This is a genomic window from Methylobacterium sp. D53M, assembly GCF_053345625.1.
Genome location: NZ_JBKFAL010000001.1, coordinates 290196 through 312608, shown reverse-complemented (window position 1 = coordinate 312608; position 22413 = coordinate 290196). Strand labels below are relative to the sequence as shown.

The 22413-nt window shown below is 71.2% G+C and carries 27 protein-coding genes; 11 read left to right on the top strand and 16 right to left on the bottom strand.

Going from position 1 to position 22413, the window contains the following annotated elements:
• Positions 1–50: 50 nt before the first annotated feature.
• The 7 genes from gmd to mdcA all read right to left on the bottom strand — a co-directional run bounded on the left by gmd (position 51) and on the right by mdcA (position 6414).
• Entirely contained in the window at positions 51–1034 is a 984-nt protein-coding gene (gene gmd / locus ACLBYG_RS01540) for a GDP-mannose 4,6-dehydratase (protein ID WP_447680368.1), read from the bottom strand.
• Between the two features lie 176 nt (positions 1035–1210).
• Entirely contained in the window at positions 1211–2137 is a 927-nt protein-coding gene (locus ACLBYG_RS01535; protein WP_447680367.1) for an acyltransferase domain-containing protein, read from the bottom strand.
• Positions 2134–2793, bottom strand: coding sequence for a malonate decarboxylase holo-[acyl-carrier-protein] synthase (mdcG, locus tag ACLBYG_RS01530; RefSeq protein WP_447680366.1), 660 nt, complete (start codon positions 2791–2793; stop codon positions 2134–2136). The genes ACLBYG_RS01535 and mdcG overlap by 4 nt, the downstream gene beginning before the upstream one ends.
• Positions 2786–3502, bottom strand: a complete 717-nt coding sequence (gene mdcE / locus ACLBYG_RS01525; protein WP_447680365.1) for a biotin-independent malonate decarboxylase subunit gamma — start codon at positions 3500–3502, stop codon at positions 2786–2788. The genes mdcG and mdcE overlap by 8 nt, the downstream gene beginning before the upstream one ends.
• Complete coding sequence (locus tag ACLBYG_RS01520; protein ID WP_447680364.1) at positions 3489–4418, bottom strand: biotin-independent malonate decarboxylase subunit beta; 930 nt, start codon at positions 4416–4418, stop codon at positions 3489–3491. The genes mdcE and ACLBYG_RS01520 overlap by 14 nt, the downstream gene beginning before the upstream one ends.
• A 2-nt stretch (positions 4419–4420) precedes the next feature.
• Positions 4421–4729 carry a malonate decarboxylase acyl carrier protein gene (gene mdcC / locus ACLBYG_RS01515; RefSeq protein ID WP_042671880.1) on the bottom strand — a complete coding sequence of 103 codons (309 nt, stop codon included), beginning with the start codon at positions 4727–4729 and terminating at the stop codon, positions 4421–4423.
• Between the two features lie 38 nt (positions 4730–4767).
• A complete protein-coding gene (mdcA, locus tag ACLBYG_RS01510) occupies positions 4768–6414 on the bottom strand; it encodes a malonate decarboxylase subunit alpha (RefSeq protein ID WP_447680363.1) in 1647 nt (548 codons plus the stop codon).
• A gap of 227 nt (positions 6415–6641) precedes the next feature.
• Here mdcA and madL point away from each other — a divergent pair, with 227 nt between their 5' ends.
• From madL to ACLBYG_RS01495, 3 genes are all read left to right on the top strand, one after another.
• On the top strand, positions 6642–7067 hold the full coding sequence (gene madL / locus ACLBYG_RS01505; RefSeq protein WP_447680362.1) for a malonate transporter subunit MadL: 426 nt from the start codon (positions 6642–6644) through the stop codon (positions 7065–7067).
• 23 nt (positions 7068–7090) lie between these two features.
• Positions 7091–7855, top strand: coding sequence for a malonate transporter subunit MadM (madM, locus tag ACLBYG_RS01500; protein ID WP_026604683.1), 765 nt, complete (start codon positions 7091–7093; stop codon positions 7853–7855).
• Positions 7856–7977: 122 nt separating this feature from the next.
• Positions 7978–8646: a GntR family transcriptional regulator gene (locus tag ACLBYG_RS01495; RefSeq protein ID WP_020091534.1), complete on the top strand. Its 669-nt coding sequence runs from the start codon at positions 7978–7980 to the stop codon at positions 8644–8646.
• A 15-nt stretch (positions 8647–8661) separates the two neighbouring features.
• Here ACLBYG_RS01495 and ACLBYG_RS01490 read toward each other — a convergent pair whose 3' ends face one another.
• Entirely contained in the window at positions 8662–9546 is an 885-nt protein-coding gene (locus tag ACLBYG_RS01490) for an NmrA family NAD(P)-binding protein (protein ID WP_447680361.1), read from the bottom strand.
• 74 nt (positions 9547–9620) lie between these two features.
• Between ACLBYG_RS01490 and ACLBYG_RS01485 the strand changes: the two genes are divergently transcribed.
• Positions 9621–10055 (top strand): winged helix-turn-helix transcriptional regulator, encoded by a 435-nt coding sequence (locus ACLBYG_RS01485; protein ID WP_447680360.1) that lies wholly within the window; start codon positions 9621–9623, stop codon positions 10053–10055.
• 72 nt (positions 10056–10127) lie between these two features.
• On the opposite strand, the gene ACLBYG_RS01480 is transcribed toward ACLBYG_RS01485, so the two are convergent.
• Positions 10128–10499, bottom strand: a complete 372-nt coding sequence (locus ACLBYG_RS01480; RefSeq protein WP_447680359.1) for a cell division protein ZapA — start codon at positions 10497–10499, stop codon at positions 10128–10130.
• Between the two features lie 42 nt (positions 10500–10541).
• Entirely contained in the window at positions 10542–10826 is a 285-nt protein-coding gene (locus ACLBYG_RS01475; RefSeq protein ID WP_091978416.1) for a DUF4164 family protein, read from the bottom strand.
• A gap of 452 nt (positions 10827–11278) precedes the next feature.
• Here ACLBYG_RS01475 and gap point away from each other — a divergent pair, with 452 nt between their 5' ends.
• From gap to ACLBYG_RS01440, 7 genes are all read left to right on the top strand, one after another.
• Positions 11279–12283 (top strand): type I glyceraldehyde-3-phosphate dehydrogenase, encoded by a 1005-nt coding sequence (gene gap, locus ACLBYG_RS01470; RefSeq protein WP_012317185.1) that lies wholly within the window; start codon positions 11279–11281, stop codon positions 12281–12283.
• 89 nt (positions 12284–12372) lie between these two features.
• Positions 12373–12867, top strand: a complete 495-nt coding sequence (locus ACLBYG_RS01465; RefSeq protein WP_447680358.1) for a hypothetical protein — start codon at positions 12373–12375, stop codon at positions 12865–12867.
• Between the two features lie 34 nt (positions 12868–12901).
• Positions 12902–14104: a phosphoglycerate kinase gene (locus ACLBYG_RS01460; RefSeq protein ID WP_447680357.1), complete on the top strand. Its 1203-nt coding sequence runs from the start codon at positions 12902–12904 to the stop codon at positions 14102–14104.
• A gap of 91 nt (positions 14105–14195) precedes the next feature.
• Complete coding sequence (locus ACLBYG_RS01455) at positions 14196–14420, top strand: hypothetical protein (RefSeq protein WP_139237834.1); 225 nt, start codon at positions 14196–14198, stop codon at positions 14418–14420.
• Between the two features lie 63 nt (positions 14421–14483).
• Entirely contained in the window at positions 14484–15554 is a 1071-nt protein-coding gene (gene fba, locus ACLBYG_RS01450) for a class II fructose-bisphosphate aldolase (RefSeq protein WP_020091526.1), read from the top strand.
• A gap of 20 nt (positions 15555–15574) precedes the next feature.
• Positions 15575–16219, top strand: a complete 645-nt coding sequence (locus ACLBYG_RS01445) for a thiamine phosphate synthase (RefSeq protein WP_447680356.1) — start codon at positions 15575–15577, stop codon at positions 16217–16219.
• Between the two features lie 17 nt (positions 16220–16236).
• Positions 16237–17268, top strand: a complete 1032-nt coding sequence (locus tag ACLBYG_RS01440) for a tetratricopeptide repeat protein (protein ID WP_354454107.1) — start codon at positions 16237–16239, stop codon at positions 17266–17268.
• Positions 17269–17272: 4 nt separating this feature from the next.
• On the opposite strand, the gene ACLBYG_RS01435 is transcribed toward ACLBYG_RS01440, so the two are convergent.
• The 6 genes from ACLBYG_RS01435 to ACLBYG_RS01410 all read right to left on the bottom strand — a co-directional run bounded on the left by ACLBYG_RS01435 (position 17273) and on the right by ACLBYG_RS01410 (position 22409).
• Positions 17273–17713 carry a cupin domain-containing protein gene (locus ACLBYG_RS01435; RefSeq protein WP_447680355.1) on the bottom strand — a complete coding sequence of 147 codons (441 nt, stop codon included), beginning with the start codon at positions 17711–17713 and terminating at the stop codon, positions 17273–17275.
• Complete coding sequence (locus ACLBYG_RS01430; RefSeq protein WP_056521806.1) at positions 17710–18123, bottom strand: carboxymuconolactone decarboxylase family protein; 414 nt, start codon at positions 18121–18123, stop codon at positions 17710–17712. Before ACLBYG_RS01430 ends, ACLBYG_RS01435 begins: the two co-directional genes overlap by 4 nt.
• 28 nt (positions 18124–18151) lie before the next feature.
• On the bottom strand, positions 18152–18577 hold the full coding sequence (locus ACLBYG_RS01425) for a DUF779 domain-containing protein (protein ID WP_447680354.1): 426 nt from the start codon (positions 18575–18577) through the stop codon (positions 18152–18154).
• Between the two features lie 162 nt (positions 18578–18739).
• Complete coding sequence (adh, locus tag ACLBYG_RS01420) at positions 18740–20263, bottom strand: aldehyde dehydrogenase (RefSeq protein ID WP_020091519.1); 1524 nt, start codon at positions 20261–20263, stop codon at positions 18740–18742.
• A 308-nt stretch (positions 20264–20571) separates the two neighbouring features.
• Positions 20572–20919 carry a DUF3325 domain-containing protein gene (locus ACLBYG_RS01415; protein WP_020091518.1) on the bottom strand — a complete coding sequence of 116 codons (348 nt, stop codon included), beginning with the start codon at positions 20917–20919 and terminating at the stop codon, positions 20572–20574.
• Positions 20916–22409, bottom strand: a complete 1494-nt coding sequence (locus tag ACLBYG_RS01410; RefSeq protein WP_447680353.1) for a PepSY-associated TM helix domain-containing protein — start codon at positions 22407–22409, stop codon at positions 20916–20918. Before ACLBYG_RS01410 ends, ACLBYG_RS01415 begins: the two co-directional genes overlap by 4 nt.
• Positions 22410–22413 lie beyond the last annotated feature (4 nt).

Genomic DNA, 22413 nt, shown 5'->3' with positions numbered 1-22413 from the left:
GGGATGCGCGCCATATGGATCCGGAGCCCGCTCGCGGCGAGCCCGACGGCTCAGGCGTTGGCGCTGAGGCGCTTGATGTCGGCGTCGACCATCTCGGTAATCAGCGCCTCGAGGCTGGTCTCGGCCTCCCAGCCGAACGTCGCCTTGGCCTTGGCGGGGTTGCCCAGCAGCACCTCGACCTCCGCCGGCCGGAACAGCGCCGGGTCGACGATCAGGTGGTCGTCCACCTTCAGGCCGACATGCTTGAACGCGATCTCGCACATGTCCCGCACCGTCGTGGTCCGGCCGGTCGCGATCACGTAATCGTCCGGGCGGTCCTGCTGCAGCATCAGCCACATCGCCTTCACGTAGTCCCGGGCGTGGCCCCAGTCGCGCTTGGCGTCGATGTTGCCGAGCCGCAGCTCCTTCTGCTTCCCGAGCTTGATCCGCGCCACCGCGTCGGTGACCTTGCGGGTGACGAACTCGACGCCGCGCAGCGGGCTCTCGTGGTTGAACAGGATGCCGTTCGACGCGTGCAGCCCGAAGCTCTCGCGGTAGTTGATGGTCATCCAGTGCGCGTACAGCTTGGCCACGCCGTAGGGCGAGCGCGGGTAGAACGGCGTCGACTCGCTCTGCTTGGCCTCCTGGATCAGGCCGAACATCTCCGAGGTCGAGGCCTGGTAGTAGCGCGCCTGGGGCGCCGCGGAGCGCAGGCATTCCAGCATGTGCACGGCGCCGAGGCCGGTGACCTGCCCGGTGAGCAGCGGCTGCTGCCAGGACGAGGTCACGAACGACTGAGCGGCGAGGTTGTAGATCTCGTCCGGCTTGGCGGCCTGGACGATGCGCAGCAGGGCGGACTGGTCGAGCAGGTTGCCGTCGACCAGCTCGACATCGTCGGTGATGCCGAGCCACTTCAACCGGTGGTCGAAAACGCCGGCGTGGCTGGAGCGCCGCACGATGCCGGTGACGGCGTAGCCCTTCTGCAGGAGCAGCTGCGCCAGATACGCGCCGTCCTGGCCCGTCACACCCGTGATCAGCGCTCGCTTGGCCGTCATGAACCCGTCCCGTCCCGAAGATGCCCGGCTGCTACGACCGCAACGGGCCGCGCGTCAAGGCGATGTGTCGACATCAGTATTGCGCCAAGCAAGCGGAGCCGGAGCGGCACATCGCCAGACTAGCGTCGCAACTCGACAGCCATCTGCAATGGTCGTGCGGCCCCAGTGCGGCGCGGCTAAGGTCGCGCGAGCCAGTCCGCCACGCCGTCGAGCGTCCGGAATTCCTCGACGGCGTGAACGCGCGCCGCCGGGAGCGCGGTCCGGGTCATGGTGGCGAGGGCGTGGCCCGGCCCGAGTTCGAGGACGCGGTCCGCGCCGTACTCGCGGCACGCCTCCAGGCAGGCGGCCCAGTCGATCGTGCGCGAGATCTGGAGCGCCAGCTTGTCGCGACCCTCGGCATCCCGAAACACCGTGCTTCCGTCCAGCCCACTGACCAGCCGGGGCATGCGAGGGGGCGGGCGGCGCGGCGGTACCGCGGCGAGCGCGTCCCGGAAGGCCGCCGTCGCGGCGTCCAGCAGCGGCGTGTGCGACGGCGTGTGGACGGGCAGGACCACGGCACGCTGCGCGCCGGCGCCGGTCGCCTCTCGGCACAGCGCCACCAGCGCCGCGCGCGGACCGCCGACGACGCCGCTGTCGGCCGCGTTGCGGATGGCGAGGTGGCAGCCGTGGCGCGCCGCGAGATCCGCGAGCGTCGCGAGGCTCAGGCCGCGGATCCCCGCCAGCCCGAACCCCGCGCCGGACGCGGCGTCCATGGCCTCAGCACGCCGGGCGGCTAGGGCGAGCACGTCCGCGGTGTCGAGGCGCCCGGCGACGCCCCAGGCGGCCAGATCGCCGATGCTGTACCCGGCCACGATCGACCGGTCCGGCATCGCCTCGGCCAGGGCCCGCCACGCCGACAGGGCGGCGACGCAACACAGGATCTGGCCGGTCCGATTGGCGTTCAGGGTGTCGCCGCCCGCGCGGGCCAGGTCGCGCGGGTCGGCGCCGTCGAGGAGCGGTCTGGCGGCCGCGAACACGTCCTGGGCCGCCGGATGATCGGCCGTCAGGTCGAACATCTCCGGGTGCTGACCGCCCTGGCCGGAGAGGAGGATCGCGAGGGTCATGCCGCGCCCGGGCCGCGCAGTCCCGCGACCGGCCGCAGAAGCAACCGGTCCAGGCTCTTGGCGAGCACCGAACCGTCCTCCGGCGCGTCGCGCAGCTCGCGCCAGTGCAGATCGGCGCCGTCCGGCAGCAGGATCTCGCCGTCGATGCCCATCGGCGCCGTCTCCGCCACGGCGGCGATGCCGTCGAGAAGGTCGACCGGCACCGGTGGTGGGCACGGCCAGAGCAGGTCGAGATCGGAGCTGGCGCTCAGGTAGGTCAGGCCGGCGACCGCCTGCCAGAGCAGGCTGCCGAAGGGGCGCGGCACGAGGCCGTGCCGCCGGCCGAGCGCCGTCAGGGCGTCGAGGCTCGGGCCCCAGGCCGCCGGCGCGCGGGCGACGGCCTCGGCGAGGGTCACCACCGGTGCGGGCGCCAGCGCCGAAGCCGGCAGCGCTAGCCCGATCCGCCGCTTGCCGTCCGCGGGCGGCAGCGGCAGGCCGAGCGGCACCGCGTCGCCGGTCTCTCCGGGGACGCGGCGGCGGACGATCAGCGGCCGGCCCGCAGCGGCCCAGCCCTCGAGATGGGGGACGGCGCCGAGGTCGGGCCGGTCCGCGCGCCACGCCGCCCAGGCCGCCGGATCGACCCGGACGAGGTCGTGGCGTCGGAACGGCTCAGCCAAGACGGGCTTGGTCGGCCACGGCCGCCGCGACGGTGCGGGCGACCGGGCGACCGCCCCGCTCGGCGCCCAGCCGGTCGCGGATATCCTCCGCCGGCAGGGTATCGATCACCGCGCGGATCTGGCCCTCCAGGGACAGGTCCGGGTTCAGAACCACGTGGACGGCGCCGGTCGCCACCATGTTGTCGAGGCCGGGCGCGAAGACGGGCGTCGACTTCGCCATGTCCTTCAGCGTGTCGAGCGGCAGCTTGGTCACCCGGGCGACGGACGGCAGGTCCATCACGCTCGGGTTCGCCCCGGGCAGGGCCGCGAGGACCCGCGTCGCGAGGGCCGTGGCGATGAAGGCGCCGGCGGCCGAGTGGCCGTAGATCAGCCCGATCGTCGGATGGCCCGACCGGTCGGCCAGGAGCAGCGCCTTGGCGAGATGCGCGAGGCACTCGTTGAGACCCAGCAGCTCGTCGCGGCGGCTCATGCGCTGGCTGTCGGAATCCACCGCCACGAGAATCGGCGCGCGGTCACCAACCCGGACGGCGTCGAGCACGGCGCGCGACAGGACCAGTGCCCCGTCGACGCCCAGCGGCGTGTCGCCGTCGACGCCGACCACGTGCATCCGGCCGTCCGCGAAGGGGCCGGTGCCGGTCACGAGGCCGTCGCGCACCGCCACCGCATGTCCTCGCGGGAACAGGGAGGCGAGGATCTCAGCGAGCGTCATGGTCGGCCTCCGGGCTCTGGGCCACGGTCTCGTCGAAGGCGGTCGTGTCCATCGCCGGCACGGATTCGGGGTCGTTCACGCCGAGGCGCGCCCAGACATCCGTGGCGTCGCGGCAATCGCCGAACCGCTCGATCCGGGCCTCCAGACGCGACTGCTCGGCCTCTAGGGTCGCCAGATCGAAGGCCGGCGCTCGACCGACGAGGTCGCGGGCGGCCGCGCGGAAGGCCGCGACCGTGTCGGCGCAGAAGGCGTCGGCGCCCCCGATCAGGCGACGGTGCTTGCCGCCCATGGTCCGCCAGACCAGAGCGCGGTCGCGGGAATCGAACTCCTCGGCGCCTTTGTTGGTCTCGATCACCTCGGGGCCGGAGACCGAGATGCGCCCGCTCTCCGACACGGCGAGCCGCGAGCAGGTGCCGGCGATGAGGCCGCCGCCGCCGTAGCAGCCGGCCCGCCCGCCGATCAGCCCGACGACCGGGATGCCGGCCGCGCGGACGTCGACGATGGCCCGCATGGTCTCGGCGATGGCCGTCTCGCCGGCATTGGCCTCCTGAAGGCGGACGCCGCCGGTGTCGAACAAGATAAAGACCGCCTTCGGCTTCAGCTCCAGGGCCGCGCGGAGCAGGCCGACCAGCTTGCCGCCGTGCACCTCGCCGAACGCGCCGCCCATGAAGCGGCCCTCCTGGGCGGCGACCAGGACCGGGTCGCCGTCGAGGCGCGCGCTCCCGACCACGATACCGTCGTCGAAGGCGCGGGGCAGGTCGAAGAGCGGCAGGTGCGGGCTCATCCGCCGCTCGGTCGGCGGCAGGAACTCGCGGAAGCTTCCCGGATCGGTGAGCGCCAGCACGCGCTGGCGGGCGGTGGCCTCGTACCAGCTCAGGGCGTCCGGATCGAAGCGCGCGGCGCGGTCGGCAGCCATGGTCAGGCCTCCATCAGCCGCGCGCCCTGGAGCAGGCGCAGCGACACGGTGTCGGGGCGGGCGCCGCCGTCGTTGATGCTGATGCGGAGGCCGCCCGGCTGCGCCCGGGCAACGAAATCGGCCACCACCGCCTCCCAGACGTCGCCGTAGCCGGCGATCGGGGTCTCGATGGCCACCTCGCAGGCATCCGGCGGCAGCACCCGCTCCAGCAGGATCTCCAGGTTGCCGGAGGCGACGACGCCGGTGATCGCGCTCGGCGCCGAGCCGGCCAGCGGCTTCCTGGTGGTGTGGCGGAAGGTCAGGGATTCCATCGCCGGCTCCTCGGGTGCGGATACGTCATCGCGCGACGCTACCAGTTCCGGAAGCGGGCGGGCGGCTCGTAGAGCCCGCCGGACCAGTGCACGAGATCCTTGATCGACTTCGCGGCGAGCAGTGCGCGGTCGGCGTCGAGCGGCTCGATGCCCAGATCCTCCGGGCGTCGGATGACGCCCCGGGCGCGCAGCTCCTCGACCTTCGCCCGGTCTCGACCGCGACCGACCTCGGTGTAGCCGGCCACGCCCCGGATCGCCTGCTCGCGCTCGTCGGCGTCGCGGCAGAGCAGGAGGTTGGCGATGCCTTCCTCGGTGACGATGTGAGTGACGTCGTCCGCGTAGATCATGACCGGCGCCAGCTCGAGGCCGATCTTTTTGGCCAGTTCGAGGGCGTCGAGCTTCTCCACGAAGGTCGGCACCAGCTTGTCGCCGAAGGTCTCGACCAGCTGCACGACGAGCTTGCGCCCGCGCATCAGTGCCGGATCGCCGACGATCTGGCCCTCGCGGCCGGCCTTCATCCAGGCGTCGGAGGGGTGGCGTCGTCCGTGCGGGTCCGACCCCATGTTGGGCGCCCCGCCGAAGCCCGCCACCCGCGACTGGGTGATGGTCGAGGAATGGCCCATCAGGTCGATCTGCAGGGTCGCGCCGATGAACATGTCGCAGGCGTAGAGGCCGGCGGTCTGGCAGAAGGCCCGGTTCGAGCGCAGGCTCCCGTCGGCGCCGGTGAAGAAGACGTCCGGCCGCTCGCGGATGTAGCGGTCCATCCCGACCTCGGAGCCGAAGCAGTGGACCTGCTTGACCCATCCGGACTCGATCGCCGGGATCAGGGTCGGGTGCGGATTCAGCGCCCAGTGCGTGGCGATCTTGCCCTTGAGGCCGAGCTTCTCGCCGTAAGTCGGCAGCAGCAGCTCGATCGCCGCCGTGCCGAACCCGATGCCGTGATTGAGCCGCTTGATGCCGTACTCGGCGTAGATGCCCTTGATCGCCATCATGGCGATCAGGATCTGCGTCTCGGTCATCGCCGCCGGGTCGCGGGTGAAGAGCGGCTCCACGTAGAAGGGCCTGTCGGCCTCGACCACGAAGTCGATCCGGTCGCCCGGGATGTCGACCCGCGGGACCGCGTCGACGATCTCGTTGACCTGCGCGACCACGACGCCGTTCTTGAAGGCGGTCGCCTCCACGACGGTCGGCGTGTCCTCGGTATTCGGCCCCGTATACAGGTTGCCGTTCCGGTCGGCCGAGACGCCGGCGATCAGCGCCACGTTGGGCGTGAGGTCGACGAAGTAGCGGGCGAACAGCTCCAGGTAGGTGTGCACCGCCCCGAGCTCGATCTGGCCGCCGTAGAGCATCTTGGCGATGCGGGCGCCCTGCGGGCCCGAATACGAGTAGTCGAGCCGCTTCGCGATCCCGGTCTCGAACACGTCGAGGTGCTCGGGCAGCACGATCCCCGACTGGACCATGTGCAGGTCGTGGATCTTCCCGGGATCGCAGGCGCTCAAGCCGCGGGCGAGGCAGTCGGCCTGCTTCTGGTTGTCGCCCTCGAGGCAGACGCGGTCGCCGGGCCGCAGGATGGCCTCCAAGAGGTCGATCACGGCTCCGGCCGGCACGACCTTGCCGTCCGCGTGGGCGCGCCCCGCCGCGATCCGCGCGTCGCGCGCCTGCCTCTCACCGCGCCACTCGCCCATCCGCGTGCTCCCACCGGTGTACCGAACGTCATATAGCGGGCGCTCTGGTATTCTCAAACCCTTCTCTATCACAGTTTCGTATACGGGATTGCGCACCTGTCAATATCTTGCATATTTTCACCAACGGCCTCCGAGGCCGATCCGGGAGGGCAACGCGCCATGTCGCACGCGTCCATACGGCCGTCGGATGCGGCCGGAAGAGCCGCTTCCTCGAAGGGGCAACGCCGATGATCGTCCTCGGTGTCGCCCTGCTCGCCGCCTGCACGCTGGTCGGCGTGTATCTCGGCGATCTCCTCGGCCTGGCCCTCGGCGTGAAGGCCAATGTCGGCGGCGTCGGCATCGCCATGATCCTGCTCATCGCCGCGCGCCTGTGGCTGTCCCGCCGGGGCCGCCTGACGAAGGGCGTCCAGTTCGGCGTCGAGTTCTGGGCGGGGATGTACATCCCGATCGTGGTCGCCATGGCGGCCCAGCAGAACGTCGTCGCCGCCGTGAGCGGCGGCCCGATCGTGCTGATCGCCGCGACCGGCTCCCTGGTCCTGTGCTTCGGCGCGGTCGCCCTGCTGAGCCGGATCGGCCGACGCGATCCCGGCAGCGGCCCCGTCGAGCACGGCGGATCCGTGATCGGCGGCGACGCCGAACCCGTCGCCAGGTAGGGGTGATCGCCATGGGACACGACATCTGGCACGGCATCGAGCACGTCTTCGTCGAGCAGAGCCTCGTGGCCGCCTTCGCGGTGGTCGGCGCGCTGATCCTGGTCTCGAACTTCGCCGCCAAGCACCTGACCAACGGCCGGGTCCACGGCTCCGCGATCGCGATCGTGCTCGGTCTGGTGCTCGCCTATGTCGGCGGGCTCTACACGGGCGGGAAGAAGGGCCTCGCCGACATCCCGGCGCTCGCCGGGATCGGCCTCATGGGCGGAGCGATGCTGCGCGACTTCGCCATCGTCGCCACCGCCTTCGAGGTCGACGTGATCGAGGCGCGGCGCGCGGGCTTACTGGGTGTCCTGGCGCTGGCGCTGGGCACGATCCTGCCGTTCATCGTCGGCACCCTGACCGCCGTGGCTTTCGGCTATCACGACGCGGTCTCGATCACGACGATCGGCGCCGGGGCGATCACCTACATCGTCGGGCCCGTCACCGGCGCGGCGATCGGCGCGGATTCGACCGTGATGGCGCTGTCCATCGCCACCGGAGTGACCAAGGCGGTGATGGTGATGGTCGGAACGCCCCTGGTCGCCCGGCTGATCGGCCTCGACAACCCGCGCTCGGCCATGGCGTATGGCGGCCTGATGGGTACGGTCAGCGGAGTCGCCGGGGGCCTCGCTGCGACGGATCCGAAGCTCGTCCCCTACGGCGCGCTGACGGCGACGTTCCACACCGGCATCGGCTGCCTCGTCGGACCCTCGATCCTGTTCCTGACGGTGCGGGCCCTGGTCGGCTGACGCGTCGGCTCACCGGCTTCCCGGCCGAACAGCGGATCCGCACGCGCGGATTAGGGTATGGTCCCGCATCGTCTTCCCGAGGACGGGCAGGCGCCGCTCAGGGGACGCTCGAGGAACGGCGCATGCACGGAGACTTCCAGAAGATCGACAGCGGGCTGCTCTCGGACCGGATCCGCGACGCGCTCACCGACGCCATCGCGTCGGGGACGATCGCGGCCGGCACGGCCCTCGACGAGCAGAACCTCGCCGATCGCTACGGCGCATCGCGCACGCCCGTCCGTGAGGCGCTGCGCCAGCTCGCGGCCTCGGGCCTCGTGGAGATCCGGCCCCGGCGGGGTGTGGTGGTTGCGCGCCTGACGCCGCAGCGGATCGCCGACATGTTCGAGACGACCGCCGAGATCGAGGCGATGTGCGCCCGGCTGGCCACCTACCGGATGACGCCCCTCGAGCGCGGGGAGCTGATGGAGCTCCACGAGGAATCCGCAAAGGCGGTCGAGGCGGGCGACGTCGACGCCTACGACCGATTCAACCGCGCCTTCCACGAGGCACTCTACACGGCGACGCACAACGGCTTCATGGCCGAGCAGGCGCTCGCGATCCGCGAGCGGCTGGCCGCGTTCCGGCGCACGCAGCTCCGCCACGCCGACCGGATCCGCCGCTCGCGGGAGGAGCACGGCGAGATCCTGTCGGCCATCGCAGAGGGGGACGGCGAGACGGCCGCCCGTCGCATGCGCGCCCACATGCTCCGGGCCGCGGCGGCGCTGGGGCGCTACATCGCCGAGACGGAGTGACGGGCCGGCGCGGGTTCAGAGCCGCGCGACGGCGTCGCGCACCGTGGACCGGTAGGGCGTCGTCGGCCTGCCGATCAGCACGCTCAGCTGACGCGTGTCGTCGTTGAGGGCGCCGCGGGCCGCGGCCGCGTCCGAGTCGGCGAGCAGCGCTGCGAAGCCCGCCGGCAACCCGGCGGCGACCAGCGCCGCCTCGTACTCGGCCTGCGGCAGATCGCGGTACGCGACCGGCTTGCCGGCGGCCGCAGCGATCGCCGCGGCGAACTCGGTGAGCGTGTAGGCCTCGTCGCCCGCCAGCTCGTAGATGCGGCCACCCTGCCCGTCGGCGGTGAGGACCGAGGCCGCCGCCGCGGCGTAGTCGGCCCGCGCGGCCGAGGCGATGAGCCCGTCGCCCGCGCAGCCGAGGACTGCGCCGTGGGCGAGCGCCGGCGCGATACCCGCGGCGTAGTTCTCCGTGTACCAGCCGTTGCGCAGCAGGACGAACGGCACGCCGGAGGCTTCGAGCAGCCGCTCGGTCCGGCGATGCTCCTCGGCCAGGGCGAGTGCCGACGTGTCGGCGCGCAAAACACTCGTGTAAGCGATCAGGCCGACACCGGCCCGCTTTGCGCTGTCGATGACGTTGCGATGCTGCGCCACGCGCCGGCCGATCTCGCTCGATGAGATCAGCAGGAGACGCTGGATGCCCTCGAGCGCCGCGTCCAGGCTCGTCGGGTCCGCGTAGTCGGCCCGTCGGACCGCGACGCCGAGCCTTCGCAGGCTCTGTGCAGCCTCGCCCTCGGTGTCGCGCGCACCGGCCACCACCGCGCTGGCCGGTACGCGCTGCAGGAGCGCCGCGACGACTTGGCGGCCGAGTTGGCCCGTGGCGCCGGTCACGAAGTAGGTCGGCTGACTGGTCGAGCTCACGCTGGCTCCTCATGGTTCAATATCGGAGCAAGGTCACTAGATGAGACCGTCAGCGCGGTGAAGGAGGCAGGATTTTGGGACCAGGTTACTCGAAGGAAACCGCGGTGCCGCTCGCCCGCGCCGAGCTGGCGGCCAAATACGCGGCCTGGCAGGCCGGCACCCTCGATCCGGCGGCGTGCCCGGTGCGGGACGTGCTGGATCGGGTCGGCGACAAGTGGTCGATGCTGCTCCTGATCGCCCTGGCCGACGGGCCGCACCGGTTCAGCGCCCTCCTCCGGACGCTGCCCGACATCTCGAAGCGGATGCTGACGCAGACGCTCCGGGACCTGGAGCGGGACGGTTTCGTCGCGCGGACCGTGTTCCCGACGAAGCCGCCCAGCGTCGAGTACCGGCTCACGGATCTCGGGGCTGCCTTGCTCGAGCCGCTGGCGCGCCTCGTGCAATGGGCGGAGGAGCGTCACGGCGCGATCCGGGCGGCGCGGACCCGGTTCGACGCGGAGCCCTTCTAGGAGCGTCGCGCGCGGCCTGCCACGGCTTCTTGGGGACGTCCGGCCTCGCGCTGTCCGCCCGCGCGAAGAGGGTCAGGCCCGCGGCGCCGATCCGCCGAGGGCGTCGGCGAGCCGCCCGATATGCTCGGCCGCCCGGCCGATCCCGAACGCCGCCCGCTCGGCATCGTCGACCCGCCCGCGCTCCGCGGTCTCGGCGGCGGCGCGCAGCTCCGCCACGTTGCTCTCCAGCGACGTGATCCGCGACCGCAGTTCCGCGAGTTCGTCGGCGATGGTCAGCGCCGCCATGACCTGCAGGCGCATGTCGCCGATCTCGCCGAAGCTCTTGCGCATCTCGCCGATGCGCCCGTCGAGGAGGGCGGCGAGACCGGTGAGATGCGCCTCCTCACCCTCGCCGCAGGCCATGCGGTAGCTGCGGCCGTCGATGGTCACGTTGATCTGCGGCAAGGATCGCTCCGGTGGTCGCTCCGACAGGCTTGGGCGGTGGTGTCAGGCGCGTCCGAGCACATCCTGAACGGTCTCGATGGCCCGGTCGAGCCGGTGGCCGACCTCCCCGGTCGTCGCCGAGACCGTGGCGAGGCGGGCGCTCGCCGCGTCCAGGGCGGCCGCGAGCCGGGCCCGGTCCTCGTCCATCAGGGCGAGTTCCGCGTCCCGGTCGTCGGGCTGCGCGTCTGTCTCGAGGCGATGCTGGACGACGGCGTCGAGGCGGTTGATCGCCGCTTCGAGCCGGTTGAGGGCGTCGTCGATGGAACGGGTCTCGGTCTCGTCGGCCATGGTTCTTCGTCTATCCCGACGCGAAGCTTTCCGTCGAATGCAGGCGAAATTCCAGCGCGAAAACGCGTTCGATCCCCGATCCGGTCGCTGATCGAATGGATCGTCGCGATCCCTGTTTATTGGTCGGTGGATCGAAGGTCTTTGTCACAGCCACGCGTTTGACAGGTCGAGGCTCCATGCTAGACAGCCGCGCGATCCCGAGAGGGACCGCGCGAGACATGCCGGAGGGCCGGTCCGCGACAGTTCCGAGGCCTCAGCCAGCACCGTCCGAATTGACGGTCACGGGCGTGGAAGCCCGGCCTCTCCCGGTCCGGTTCATCGCAGGTTCAAACCCGCCCGCCCAGATCCCGCCCGGCCCGGCCCGGACGGTATGGCGGGCCGCCGAGACCGCTCCGCGGACCGCCCCCTTGAGGTCCGGCGCGCGGCGAGCCGCATCAGGAAGGAGTCACGCCGTGACGAAGGTTGCCATCAACGGGTTCGGGCGCATCGGCCGCAACGTCCTGCGCGCGATCGCGGAAGCCGGCCGCAGCGACATTGAGGTCGTGGCGATCAACGATCTCGGCCCGGTGGAGACCAACGCCCACCTGCTCCGCTACGATTCCGTGCACGGCCGCTTCCCCGGCGAGGTCGCGGTCGACGGCGAGTTCCTCGTGGTCAACGGCAAGCGCATCAAGGTCACGGCCGTGCGCAACCCGGCCGAGCTGCCGCACCGCGACCTCGGCGTCGACATCGCCCTGGAATGCACCGGCATCTTCACCTCGAAGGACAAGGCGAAGGCCCATCTCGACGCCGGCGCCAAGCGCGTTCTCGTCTCGGCCCCGGCCGACGGCGCCGACCTGACGGTGGTCTACGGCGTCAATCACGACAAGCTCACGGGCGAGCACCACGTGGTGTCGAACGCCTCCTGCACCACGAACTGCCTCGCCCCGGTGGCGAAGGTTCTGGACGAGGCCGTCGGCATCGAGCGCGGCTTCATGACCACGATCCACTCCTACACCAACGACCAGCCCTCGCTGGACCAGATGCACAAGGATCTCTACCGGGCCCGCGCCGCGGCGCTCTCGATGATCCCGACCTCGACCGGCGCCGCCAAGGCCGTCGGCCTCGTGCTCCCGGAGCTCAAGGGCAAGCTCGACGGCACCGCGATCCGCGTGCCGACCCCGAACGTCTCGGCGGTCGACCTCGTGTTCACGGCCAAGCGCGCCACCACGGTTCAGGAGATCAACGACGCCATCAAGGCGGCCGCCTCCGGCCCGCTCAAGGGCGTCCTCGGCGTCACCGACCGGCCGAACGTCTCGATCGACTTCAACCACGATCCGCACTCGTCGACCTTCCACCTCGACCAGACCAAGGTCATGGACGGCGTTCTGGTGCGCATCCTGACCTGGTACGACAACGAGTGGGGCTTCTCGAACCGCATGGCCGACACGGCCGTGGCGATGGCCAAGCTCATCTGAGCCGGACTTCAGCGGTCGCCGCCTCCCTTGAGGCCGGCGGCCGCACCTCTCTTCGGACGGCCTTTCTTCGAACCAGGGACTCTCCAGGGATGACCGACGCTTCGCAGGGCACGTCGAGCGGGCCGGCTGCCGTGCCGCCCGCCCCCAGGCCGGCTCCGCAGCCGCCCACCACCCAGACCGCACCACCTCCCGTGGCGACCGCCGCACCCGCCGCCTCCGCGCTCCCGTCCCACGCGCTCCCGGCCAACCAGCTCTTCGATCAGCTCGCGCGCATCGAGGACAAGTGCTCGCGCATCGAGGACAAGTACGCCCGCTCCGAGGCGCTGCTGTCCCGCGTCGAGGACAAGGTCGAGAACGCGGCGAACCGGATGAACGAGTCCGCCCGCCAGTCCGACCTCGCCGCGCTCCGCACGGAGATGCGCGGCCTCGCCGAGCGCACCCGGCGCCTGCCCGGGACCGGCGCCCTCGTCCTCACCGCCGTGATCACCGCCATCCTGACCGTGGTCCTGATGGTCGCCGTCCAGCGGCTCAACCTCGACCGCCTGCTGCCGCAGCGGGCCACCATCGGCACCACCGCGCAGTAACCGCCCCGCCCCGAACAGGACCGCACCAGACCGCATGAGCGCCTTCCGCACCCTCGACGATGCCGGCTCCCTCAAGGGCAAGCGGGTCCTCATGCGCGTCGACCTGAACGTGCCCATGGAGAACGGGCGGGTGACCGACGCGACCCGCATCGAGCGTGTCGCGCCGACGATCCGCGAGGTCGCCGAGCAGGGTGCCAAGGTGATCCTGCTCGCCCATTTCGGCCGCCCGAAGGGCAAGCGCGAGCCGAAGGATTCGCTGGAGCCGGTGGTCCCCGCCCTCGGCGCGGCCCTGGGGCGCAGCGTCGCGTTCGCGGCGGACTGCGTCGGCGACGCGGCCGCGCAGGCGGTGGCGGCCCTGAAGGACGGCGATGTCCTCCTGCTCGAGAACACCCGCTACCACGCGGGCGAGGAGAAGAACGACGCGGCCTTCGCGGACGCCCTGGCGGCGAACGGCGACGTCTACGTCAACGAGGCCTTCTCGGCGGCTCACCGCGCGCACGCCTCCACCGAGGGTCTGGCGCACCGGCTGCCGGCCTACGCGGGCCGCGAGATGCAGGCCGAACTCGACGCGCTGACCAAGGGCCTGGAATCGCCCCAGCGCCCGGTGATCGCGCTGGTCGGCGGCGCCAAGGTCTCCTCGAAGATCGACCTCCTCGAGAACCTCGTCGCCAAGGTCGACATGCTGGTGATCGGCGGCGGCATGGCCAACACCTTCCTGCACGCGCAGGGCAAGGCGGTGGGCAAGTCCCTCTGCGAGAAGGATCTCGCAGAGACCGCCACGCGCATCCTGGCGGCGGCAGAGAAGGCCGGCTGCCGGATCATCCTGCCGGTCGATGCCGTCGCCGCGACCGAATTCAAGGCGCAGGCCCCGCACGAGACCGTGCCGGTCGATGCCGTGCCGGACGCGAGCATGATCCTCGACGCCGGTCCGCGCTCGGTCGCCGAGATCAACGCCGCCATCGACGGGGCCAAGACCCTGGTGTGGAACGGCCCGCTGGGCGCCTTCGAGCTCGCCCCGTTCGACGCCGCGACCGTGGCCGCCGCCAAGCACGCGGCGTCCCGGACCAAGGCCGGCCAGCTCGTCTCGGTGGCGGGCGGTGGCGACACGGTGGCCGCACTCAACCACGCCGGCGTGGCGCAGGACTTCACCTACGTCTCGACCGCAGGCGGTGCCTTCCTCGAGTGGCTGGAAGGCAAGGCCCTCCCGGGCGTCGAGGCGCTGCGGGCGAAGGGCTGAGACGGCCGCCTTGCTCTCCTCGCCCTCCGACCGAGCCCTATTTACTGGACCGGCCTTCATCGGCTGGGGGGCCGATTCGATCGGTGACGACGTGGCGAACGCGACCTTCGAGATCCTGAAGGGCATCCGGGCGCGCGTGGCGATGCCGGCTATGGCGGGCGGCTTCGACGCGCGTGTCAGCGCGATCGCGGAGGCCGTCGTTGCCCTGGAGAACCGGTCCGGGTGCCGATCATCCGCCGAAAGAATGCCCTGCGCCGCGTCGGAGATTGACCGAAAGCAAGGCACTCGGCAGAGCGACACGATACAGCTCAGCTGAGGGCCTGACGGCAACTCCGGCGATCGGGCGGACGACGAAACGGGAAACGGGAAGACACGCACGATGGCACGCATCACCCTCCGGCAGCTCCTCGATCACGCCGCTGAGTACGAGTACGGCGTGCCCGCCTTCAACCTGAACAACATGGAGCAGGGGCTCGCCATCATGGCGGCCGCCGACGCCACCGACTCGCCGGTGATCCTCCAGGCGAGTCGCGGCGCCCGCGCCTACGCCAACGACGTCGTGCTGGCCAAGCTGATTGACGGCCTCGTCGAGATCTACCCGCACATCCCCGTCTGCATGCATCTCGACCACGGCAACAACGAAGCCACCTGCGCCACCGCCATCCAGTACGGTTTCACCTCGGTGATGATGGACGGCTCGCTGAAGGCCGACGGCAAGACCCCGGCCGATTACAATTACAACGTCGAGATCACCCGCAACGTCACCAAGATGGCCCACTGGGCCGGCGTGTCGGTCGAGGGCGAGCTGGGCGTGCTCGGCTCGCTGGAGAGCGGCCAGGGCGAGGCCGAGGACGGCCACGGCGCCGAGGGCACCCTCAGCCACGACCAGCTCCTGACCGACCCGGACGAGGCGGTGAAATTCGTCGAGGCCACCAAGGTGGACGCGCTGGCGGTAGCCATGGGCACGAGCCACGGCGCCTACAAGTTCACCCGCAAGCCCGACGGCGAGGTGCTGGCGATGAACGTGATCGAGGAGATCCACCGCCGCCTGCCGACGACCCACCTCGTCATGCACGGCTCCTCCTCGGTGCCGCAGGACCTGCAGGACATCATCAACCAGTACGGCGGCCAGATGAAGCCGACCTGGGGCGTCCCGGTCGAGGAGATTCAGCGCGGCATCAAGCACGGTGTGCGCAAGATCAACATCGACACCGACAACCGCATGGCGATGACCGGCCAGATCCGGAAGGTGCTCACCGAGAACCCCTCCGAGTTCGATCCGCGCAAGTACCTGAAGCCCGCCATGGAGGCGATGACGAAGCTCTGCAAGCAGCGCTTCGAGGAGTTCAACACCGCCGGGAAAGGCTCGAAGCTCCGCCCGATCTCCGTCGCCGAGATGGCCAAGCGCTACGCCAGCGGCGCCCTCGACCCGAAGATCGGCCCGCAGTAGGGCGCGGATTGTCGGCCGCGATGAGCAACAGCGCCCGCCTCGCCCTGCTCGGACCGCACGGTCTCGACGCGGAGGGCATCGCGGACTTCGTGACGGTCCTGAAGGCCGCCTGCGAAGCCGGCGATGTGGCCGCCGTGATCCTGCGGCTCGCCGCCACCGACGAGCGCGGGCTGACGGCCCGCGTCAAGTCGGTCGCCCCGATCGTGCAGGAGCGCGGCGCGGCGCTGGTCGTCGCCTGCCCGGGCTTCGCCGGCGACCTCGCCACGGTGGCGATCCGCGGCGGGGCCGACGGCATCCACGTCGACAAGCCGCGCGACCTGAAGGACCTGCGCGGCCGGCTCCGGGACGGCCGCATCCTCGGCGCGGGCGGCTTGGAGACCAAGCACGGCGCGATGGAGGCCGGCGAGGCCGGCATCGACTACCTGATGTTCGGCGGCCTGTACCCGGACGGCGTCGCGCCTGATGCGGAGACGGTCCGGGCCCGCGCCGCGTGGTGGGCCGAGATCTTCGAGACGCCCTGCATCGCGGTGGCCGCCGCCGCCGACGAGATCGCGCCGCTCGCCGCGACGGGTGCGGAGTTTGTCGGCCTCGAGAGCGGCCTCTGGCTGCAGGATTCCGGCGCGGTCGAGCGGGCCCAGCGTGCCGTCCGGGAGATCGAGGCGTGAGGGGCCGCGACGTTCGCTTGGCGGCTGCTCTCGCCGGGGCCGCGCTGCTGGCGGCGCCGGCCTGGGCGGCCTCGGGGCCGGCCGATCCGGCCCGGACCGCGGCGCCCGGCTCGCTCGGACCCGCGGCGCAGACCGGCAAGGCGTCGATGCCGGAGCTGCCGAGCCCCTACACGCCGAACTACGCGCGGGGCGCCGTGCCGCCGCCGGGCAGCCAGCCGCCGGATTTCGCCTACGGCGCCTACCAGAAGGGCCAGTACGTCACCGCCTTCCGCGAGGCGACGAAGCGCATCGAGGCGAATCCCAAGGACGCCGCCGCCATGACGCTGCTCGGGGAGCTGTACAATCAGGGCCTCGGCGTGAAGCAGGATCCAGTGAAGGCGGCCGACTGGTACCGCCTGGCCGCGGCGCAGAACGACGCCTCCGCCATGGCGTCCCTCGGGTTGATGGCCCTTGACGGCCGCGGCATGCCGAAGGACCCGAAGGGCGGGCGGCGCTGGCTCGAGCGGGCGACGGCCCAAGGTTCGCCGACCGCGGCCTACAATCTCGGACTGATCCTGATCGGCACCGGCGCCACCGCCGACGAGGCGGCGGCGGCGGCGCAGTTCCGCAAGGCGGCCGACGCCGAGATCGGCCCGGCCCAGCACGATTTGGGCGTGCTCTACCTGCAGGGCCGCGGCGTGCCAAAGGACCCGTCGAAGGCCGCGGAGCTGTTCCGGCGCGGCGCCGACAACGGCGATCTCGCCAGCGAGGTCGAGTACGCGATCCTGCTGTTCAACGGCACCGGCGTCACCAAGGACGAGCGCGCGGCCGCGCGGTACTTCTTGCATGCGGCCTCGCGCGGCAACGCCATCGCGCAGAACCGCGTCGCGCGGCTCTACGCCGTGGGTCGCGGCGTCGCCAAGAATCCTGTGGAGGCGGCCGCCTGGAACCTCGCGGCGGCCGGACAGGGCCTGTCCGACGCGTGGCTGGATCAGACCCTTTCCGGTCTCTCGGCCGACGAGCGCACCCGGGCGGAGCGTCTTGCCAACGAGCGGATCGAGCAGCGCTGAGCCGCTAGACCTCGGCCTTCGACCAGTCGACGCCGGCCTCGAGGTGCGGCAGCAGGACGACGCTCTCCTGCTCGTTCGGGTCCGTCCGGGCGATCACCGCGGTGACGGGCTCCGTCTGGCTGCGGTTGTAGGGCAGGTGCGGCACGTCGGCGGCGATGTAGACGAACTCGCCGGCGCCCGCGATCGCGTGGTTCTCCAGCCGCTCGCCCCAGAAGCAGCCGGACACACCCGACAGCACGTAGATCGCCGTCTCGTGGGATTCGTGCTTGTGAGCGTGGGCCCGCTCCCCGGGCGGGATCTCCAGGAGCTGCATGTGCAGCGCCTTCGAAGCCACGGACTCGGCCGAGACGGCCGGTCGGTAGATGTGCCCCTGCTTGCCGCGGAACGGCGCACTCTCGTGCACCACCCGGAACCCCTGCTTCTCCGTGCCGGACGCGGAACTCATGGACCTTCCTCCACTCTGAAGGCGGGATCGACGGGGATCTGCATGCCGTTAACCAGCGCGTTCGTCTGGTTGGCCATCCCGACGACCGCCAGGAACTCGCCGTGCTGGGCCTCCGTCAAGCCCTTGGCCCGCGCCGCCGCGGTGTGGGAATGGATGCAATAGGGGCAGCCATTCGCGATCGAGACCGCGATGTAGACCAGTTCCTTGGTCAGGGGATCGAGGGTTCCCGGGCCCATGACGGTCTTGAGCGTCGACCAGGTCCGCTCCAGCAGTGCCGGATCGTTGGCCAGGCCCCGCCAGAAATTGTTGACGAAGTCGGATCCGCGGGTCGCCCGGATGTCAGCGAAGACCGCGCGGACGCGCGGGTCGGCCTCGGCCTCGGAATCGGACCAGAGTTTCACGGTCGCCATCGCAGTCCCTTCCTCGAAGCTCGCGCCGTCAGAGCCTGCACGCCTCCTCGAGCGCCCGTTTCTCCGCCTCGGAGAACAGGCGCGAGCGGATGTGGAAGCGCTTCTCCCGACCGTTCTCCAGCGAGAACATGCCACCGCGGCCCGGCACCACGTCGAGGATCAGGTGCGTGTGCTTCCAGACCTCGAACTGCGACCGGCTGATGTAGAAGTCGGCACCGCCGACGGTGCCGAGATGGACGTCGCCGTCACTCACCAGGAAATCGCCGACGGGATAGCACATGGGAGACGAGCCGTCGCAGCAGCCACCCGACTGGTGGAACATGACCGGACCGTACTCGCCCCGCAGCTCGTCGATCAGCGCGAGGGCCGCCGGGGTTGCGGTGACCCGCAGCGGCGTCCCGTCGGCGCCGGCCTGCTCGGCGACGTTGGCGTCCACACTCTGCTCCGTACTCATGCGATCCTCCCGGTCGATGCCTGAATATGCGTGCGCGCCGGCCGGTTTCCACTGCGGCGCCCTCCGGAGCGCGGAGTGCATGGTCACCGGGTCCGGGATCGAAAAAGCCCCGGCCTTGCGGCCGGGGCTGAAGTTGTCTCGGGGGTTGACCCGGGAAGAAACTCAGAAGAACCCGAGCTTCTTGGCCGAGTAGCTGACCAGCATGTTCTTGGTCTGCTGGTAGTGATCGAGCATCATCTTGTGGGTCTCGCGGCCGATGCCGGACTGCTTGTAGCCGCCGAAGGCCGCGTGGGCCGGGTAGGCGTGGTAGCAGTTCGTCCAGACGCGGCCGGCCTGGATCGCCCGGCCGAAGCGGTAGGCGCGGGTCCCGTCGCGGGTCCAGACGCCGGCGCCGAGGCCGTAGAGCGTGTCGTTGGCGATGGAGAGCGCCTCGGCATCGTCCTTGAAGGTCGTGACCGACAGGACCGGCCCGAAGATCTCCTCCTGGAAGATGCGCATCTTGTTGTGGCCGCGGAACACGGTCGGCTTCACGTAGAAGCCCTCGGCGAACTCGCCGTCCTTGACGTTCCGCTCACCGCCCGTGAGCAGCTGCGCGCCCTCCTGCCGGCCGATGTCGATGTAGGAGAGGATCTTCTCCATCTGCTCGCCCGAGGCCTGGGCGCCGATCATCGTGGCCGGATCCAGCGGCGAGCCCTGGGTGATCGCCTCGACGCGCTTCACCGCGCGCTCCATGAACCGGTCGTAGATCGACTCGTGCACGAGCGCGCGGCTCGGGCAGGTGCAGACCTCGCCCTGGTTGAGGGCGAACATCGTGAAGCCCTCGAGGGCCTTGTCGAGGAAGTCGTCGTCCTCGTTCGCCACGTCGGCGAAGAAGATGTTCGGCGACTTGCCGCCGAGTTCCAGCGTCACCGGGATCAGGTTCTGCGACGCGTACTGCATGATGAGGCGGCCGGTGGTCGTCTCACCCGTGAAGGCGATCTTGGCGATCCGCGGCGACGAGGCGAGCGGCTTGCCGGCCTCGAGGCCGAAGCCGTTGACGATGTTCAGCACGCCCGGGGGCAGCAGGTCGCCGACGATCTCGGCCAGCACCAGCACCGAGGCGGGGGTCTGCTCGGCGGGCTTCAGGACCACGCAGTTGCCGGCGGCGAGCGCCGGGGCGAGCTTCCACACCGCCATCAGGATCGGGAAGTTCCACGGGATGATCTGGCCGACCACGCCCAGCGGCTCGTGGAAGTGGTAGGCGACCGTGTCGTGGTCGATCTCGGAGATCGAGCCTTCCTGCGCCCGCACGCAGCCGGCGAAGTAGCGGAAGTGGTCGATCGCCAGCGGGATGTCCGCGTGGGTCGTCTCGCGGATCGGCTTGCCGTTGTCCCAGGTCTCCGCCAGGGCGAGCAGATCGAGGTTCTCCTCCATCCGGTCGGCCATCTTGAGGAGGATGCGGGCGCGCTCGGCCGGCGCCGTCTGGCCCCAGGCCTCCCGGGCGGCGTGGGCGGCGTCGAGAGCCTTCTCGACGTCCTGGGCGTCGGAGCGGGCGACCTCGCACACCACCTTGCCGGTGATCGGCGAGGTGTTCTCGAAGTAGCGGCCGGCCGCGGGGGCGACCCACTGGCCGCCGATGAAGTTGTCGTAGCGGGCCGAGAAGGGCGACTTGACCTTCGAGTCGCCGAGGAATTCCGGCTTGTTCATCGCTGTGTTCCCTCCGTGGGCCCCGGCCTCGCGAACCGCGGCTCTTGGGCTTAAGCTGGCGCTCGGGCGACCGATCCTGGGGGCCGCATCCGCTTCCGCTCTGTTCGCAGCCAATGGCTTTTGGCCTGCCGAATCAAGGTGGACTTTTGGCCAGTGCGCGAGTGCGCCGATCCTACGCGCTTCCCGGCATCACCGCGAGCGGGCAAAAGAGCCTCGTTTCCGGCACCGCTCGGCCGGCCGCCGCGCGTCGATCGGCCGGACCCGGCGACCGGCCGAATCGATGATGTGCCGAATCGGCGCGCCGTTCCTCAGCCGAGCAGGGCCAGCGGAACGGACGCCGCCGCGAGCGGGAGCGCCGCCAGGGCCGCGTTCCGCAGCCACGTGGGCCGGTACGCGACGATCGCCACCACGGCGAGGGCGGAGCCCGTCAGCGATCCGACCCACTGCACCGGGCCGAAATTCCAGCCCCCCGCCGCGACGGCCGCCGCGAACGAGAGGCCGAGCCCGCACCAGCCCGCCATCCGCAGGCTGCCGACCCGCGCCTTCGGCACGCCGACGCGGTAGGCGGCCCGGTGGTGCCGGTCGAGGCTGAGGGCCAGGGCCGCGAAGCCCGAGAAGCTCAGGAGCAGGCTGAGGATCAGCGCGGCGGCTGTCATGCTTCGACCGTCCGGGACAGGGTTACCTTGGCCGGACGGGCCGCGGCCACGCCCCGCCGCGTGGCCAGCCGGGCCGCGAGGCCGAGCGCGAGGCCGACGGCCGCCATGGCGGCGTCGAAGGCGAGGAAGCGCTGCTGGCCGATGAGGATCACGTCCACCAGCGGGATCGCCAGGAAGGCGCAGGCCGGCACCGCCAGGGCGAGCGACCACGCGCGCCGTCGCGGGTACAGGGACGCCGCGAGGGCGGCCACGAGCCAGGCGGCGAAGAAGGCGCGCACCTCCCAGTCCGCCCGGGCCCCGAGCCCGTCGGGCAGTAGCCGGTTCGCCAGGAAATACGCGGCGAGGCCCACCGGCAGACCCGCGATGGTGCCGAGGTTGAGGAACCGCACGAGACGCAGGCCGAAACCCTCGGGATCCGCGCCCTTCGGCGCCCGGGCCACGGTCCAGAGCACGAGGCCGCTGGCGACCGTGGCGGCACCCATCACGCCGCAGAGGAAGAACAGGAGGCGCAGAGGGGCGGCGGCGAAGTGCGCCTCGTGCAGCCCCACCATCACGGCCCCGGTCCGGGTCGCCGCGCCGGCCTCGCCGACCCGGGCGATCTCCGAACCGGTATCGGCCGCGTAGGCGATCTGCGGGTGCAGGTGCGCGAGCCCGTGCGGCTCCTCGAAATACGCCGTCACGGTGGCGCCGGCGTCGCCCGGCCGCGTGACCAGCACCACCTCGGGCACCTCGCCCCCGGCGGCCGTCGCGCGGGCGACGATCTCGCCGAGCGGCAGCGGCGTGCCGGGGCGCCCGACCGGGGCCGCTCCCGGGATCGCCAGCCCGGCCTCGGCGTAGTAGCGCAGCATGTCGTCGCCGTAGACGGCCTTCATGCCCCAGGGCATCAGCATCGCCGACAGGGTGACGAGGCCCGTGTAGACGATCATCAGGTGGAACGGCAGCGCCAGGACGCCGACCACGTTGTGGGCGTCGAGCCAGCCGCGCTGCGCAGAGCGGTCGCGCCGAAAGGTGAAGAAGTCGGCGAAGATGCGCCGGTGCGTCACGATCCCGGAGATCAGCGCGATCAGCAGGACCATGGCGCAGGCCGAGACGATCCAGCGACCCCAGATCGGCGGCAGGCTCAGCTCGAAGTGGAATCGGTAGAGGAAGTCGCCGCCGCGCGTGTCGCGGATCCGCGCGGGCTCGCCCGTGGCGGGATCGAGGAGCGCGTGGTGGAACGGGCCACCCGGCCGCGGCCACCAGTAGACCTCGACGGCCGAGGTCTCGGCATTCGGCAGCTTGACCGACCAGCCGGCCGCGTCCGGCATGCTCCGGCGCAGGAACGCCCCGGCCCGCGTCGCCGCTGCGACGGGATCGGGTGCGGTCGCGGACAACTCGGGCCGCATCCAGTGCGAGATGTCGGTGCGGTAATAGCTGGCGGTGCCGGTGACGAAGATCGCGAACAGCACCCAGCCGACCACGAGGCCGGACCACGTGTGCAGCCACGCCATCGCC

Bases quoted from the DNA above. Each gene is read 5' to 3' on its own strand.
- ACLBYG_RS01425 (WP_447680354.1), bottom strand. From the start codon at position 18,577: ATGAGTACGGAGCAGAGTGTGGACGCCAACGTCGCCGAGCAGGCCGGC.
- ACLBYG_RS01535 (WP_447680367.1), bottom strand. From the start codon at position 2,137: ATGACCCTCGCGATCCTCCTCTCCGGCCAGGGCGGTCAGCACCCGGAG.
- ACLBYG_RS01475 (WP_091978416.1), bottom strand. From the start codon at position 10,826: ATGGCCGACGAGACCGAGACCCGTTCCATCGACGACGCCCTCAACCGG.
- madL (WP_447680362.1), top strand. From the start codon at position 6,642: ATGATCGTCCTCGGTGTCGCCCTGCTCGCCGCCTGCACGCTGGTCGGC.
- mdcE (WP_447680365.1), bottom strand. From the start codon at position 3,502: ATGACGCTCGCTGAGATCCTCGCCTCCCTGTTCCCGCGAGGACATGCG.
- gmd (WP_447680368.1), bottom strand. From the start codon at position 1,034: ATGACGGCCAAGCGAGCGCTGATCACGGGTGTGACGGGCCAGGACGGC.
- fba (WP_020091526.1), top strand. From the start codon at position 14,484: ATGGCACGCATCACCCTCCGGCAGCTCCTCGATCACGCCGCTGAGTAC.
- ACLBYG_RS01410 (WP_447680353.1), bottom strand. From the start codon at position 22,409: ATGGCGTGGCTGCACACGTGGTCCGGCCTCGTGGTCGGCTGGGTGCTG.
- adh (WP_020091519.1), bottom strand. From the start codon at position 20,263: ATGAACAAGCCGGAATTCCTCGGCGACTCGAAGGTCAAGTCGCCCTTC.
- ACLBYG_RS01495 (WP_020091534.1), top strand. From the start codon at position 7,978: ATGCACGGAGACTTCCAGAAGATCGACAGCGGGCTGCTCTCGGACCGG.
- ACLBYG_RS01465 (WP_447680358.1), top strand. From the start codon at position 12,373: ATGACCGACGCTTCGCAGGGCACGTCGAGCGGGCCGGCTGCCGTGCCG.
- mdcC (WP_042671880.1), bottom strand. From the start codon at position 4,729: ATGGAATCCCTGACCTTCCGCCACACCACCAGGAAGCCGCTGGCCGGC.
- ACLBYG_RS01460 (WP_447680357.1), top strand. From the start codon at position 12,902: ATGAGCGCCTTCCGCACCCTCGACGATGCCGGCTCCCTCAAGGGCAAG.
- ACLBYG_RS01520 (WP_447680364.1), bottom strand. From the start codon at position 4,418: ATGGCTGCCGACCGCGCCGCGCGCTTCGATCCGGACGCCCTGAGCTGG.
- mdcA (WP_447680363.1), bottom strand. From the start codon at position 6,414: ATGGGCGAGTGGCGCGGTGAGAGGCAGGCGCGCGACGCGCGGATCGCG.
- ACLBYG_RS01430 (WP_056521806.1), bottom strand. From the start codon at position 18,123: ATGGCGACCGTGAAACTCTGGTCCGATTCCGAGGCCGAGGCCGACCCG.
- ACLBYG_RS01415 (WP_020091518.1), bottom strand. From the start codon at position 20,919: ATGACAGCCGCCGCGCTGATCCTCAGCCTGCTCCTGAGCTTCTCGGGC.
- ACLBYG_RS01435 (WP_447680355.1), bottom strand. From the start codon at position 17,713: ATGAGTTCCGCGTCCGGCACGGAGAAGCAGGGGTTCCGGGTGGTGCAC.
- ACLBYG_RS01445 (WP_447680356.1), top strand. From the start codon at position 15,575: ATGAGCAACAGCGCCCGCCTCGCCCTGCTCGGACCGCACGGTCTCGAC.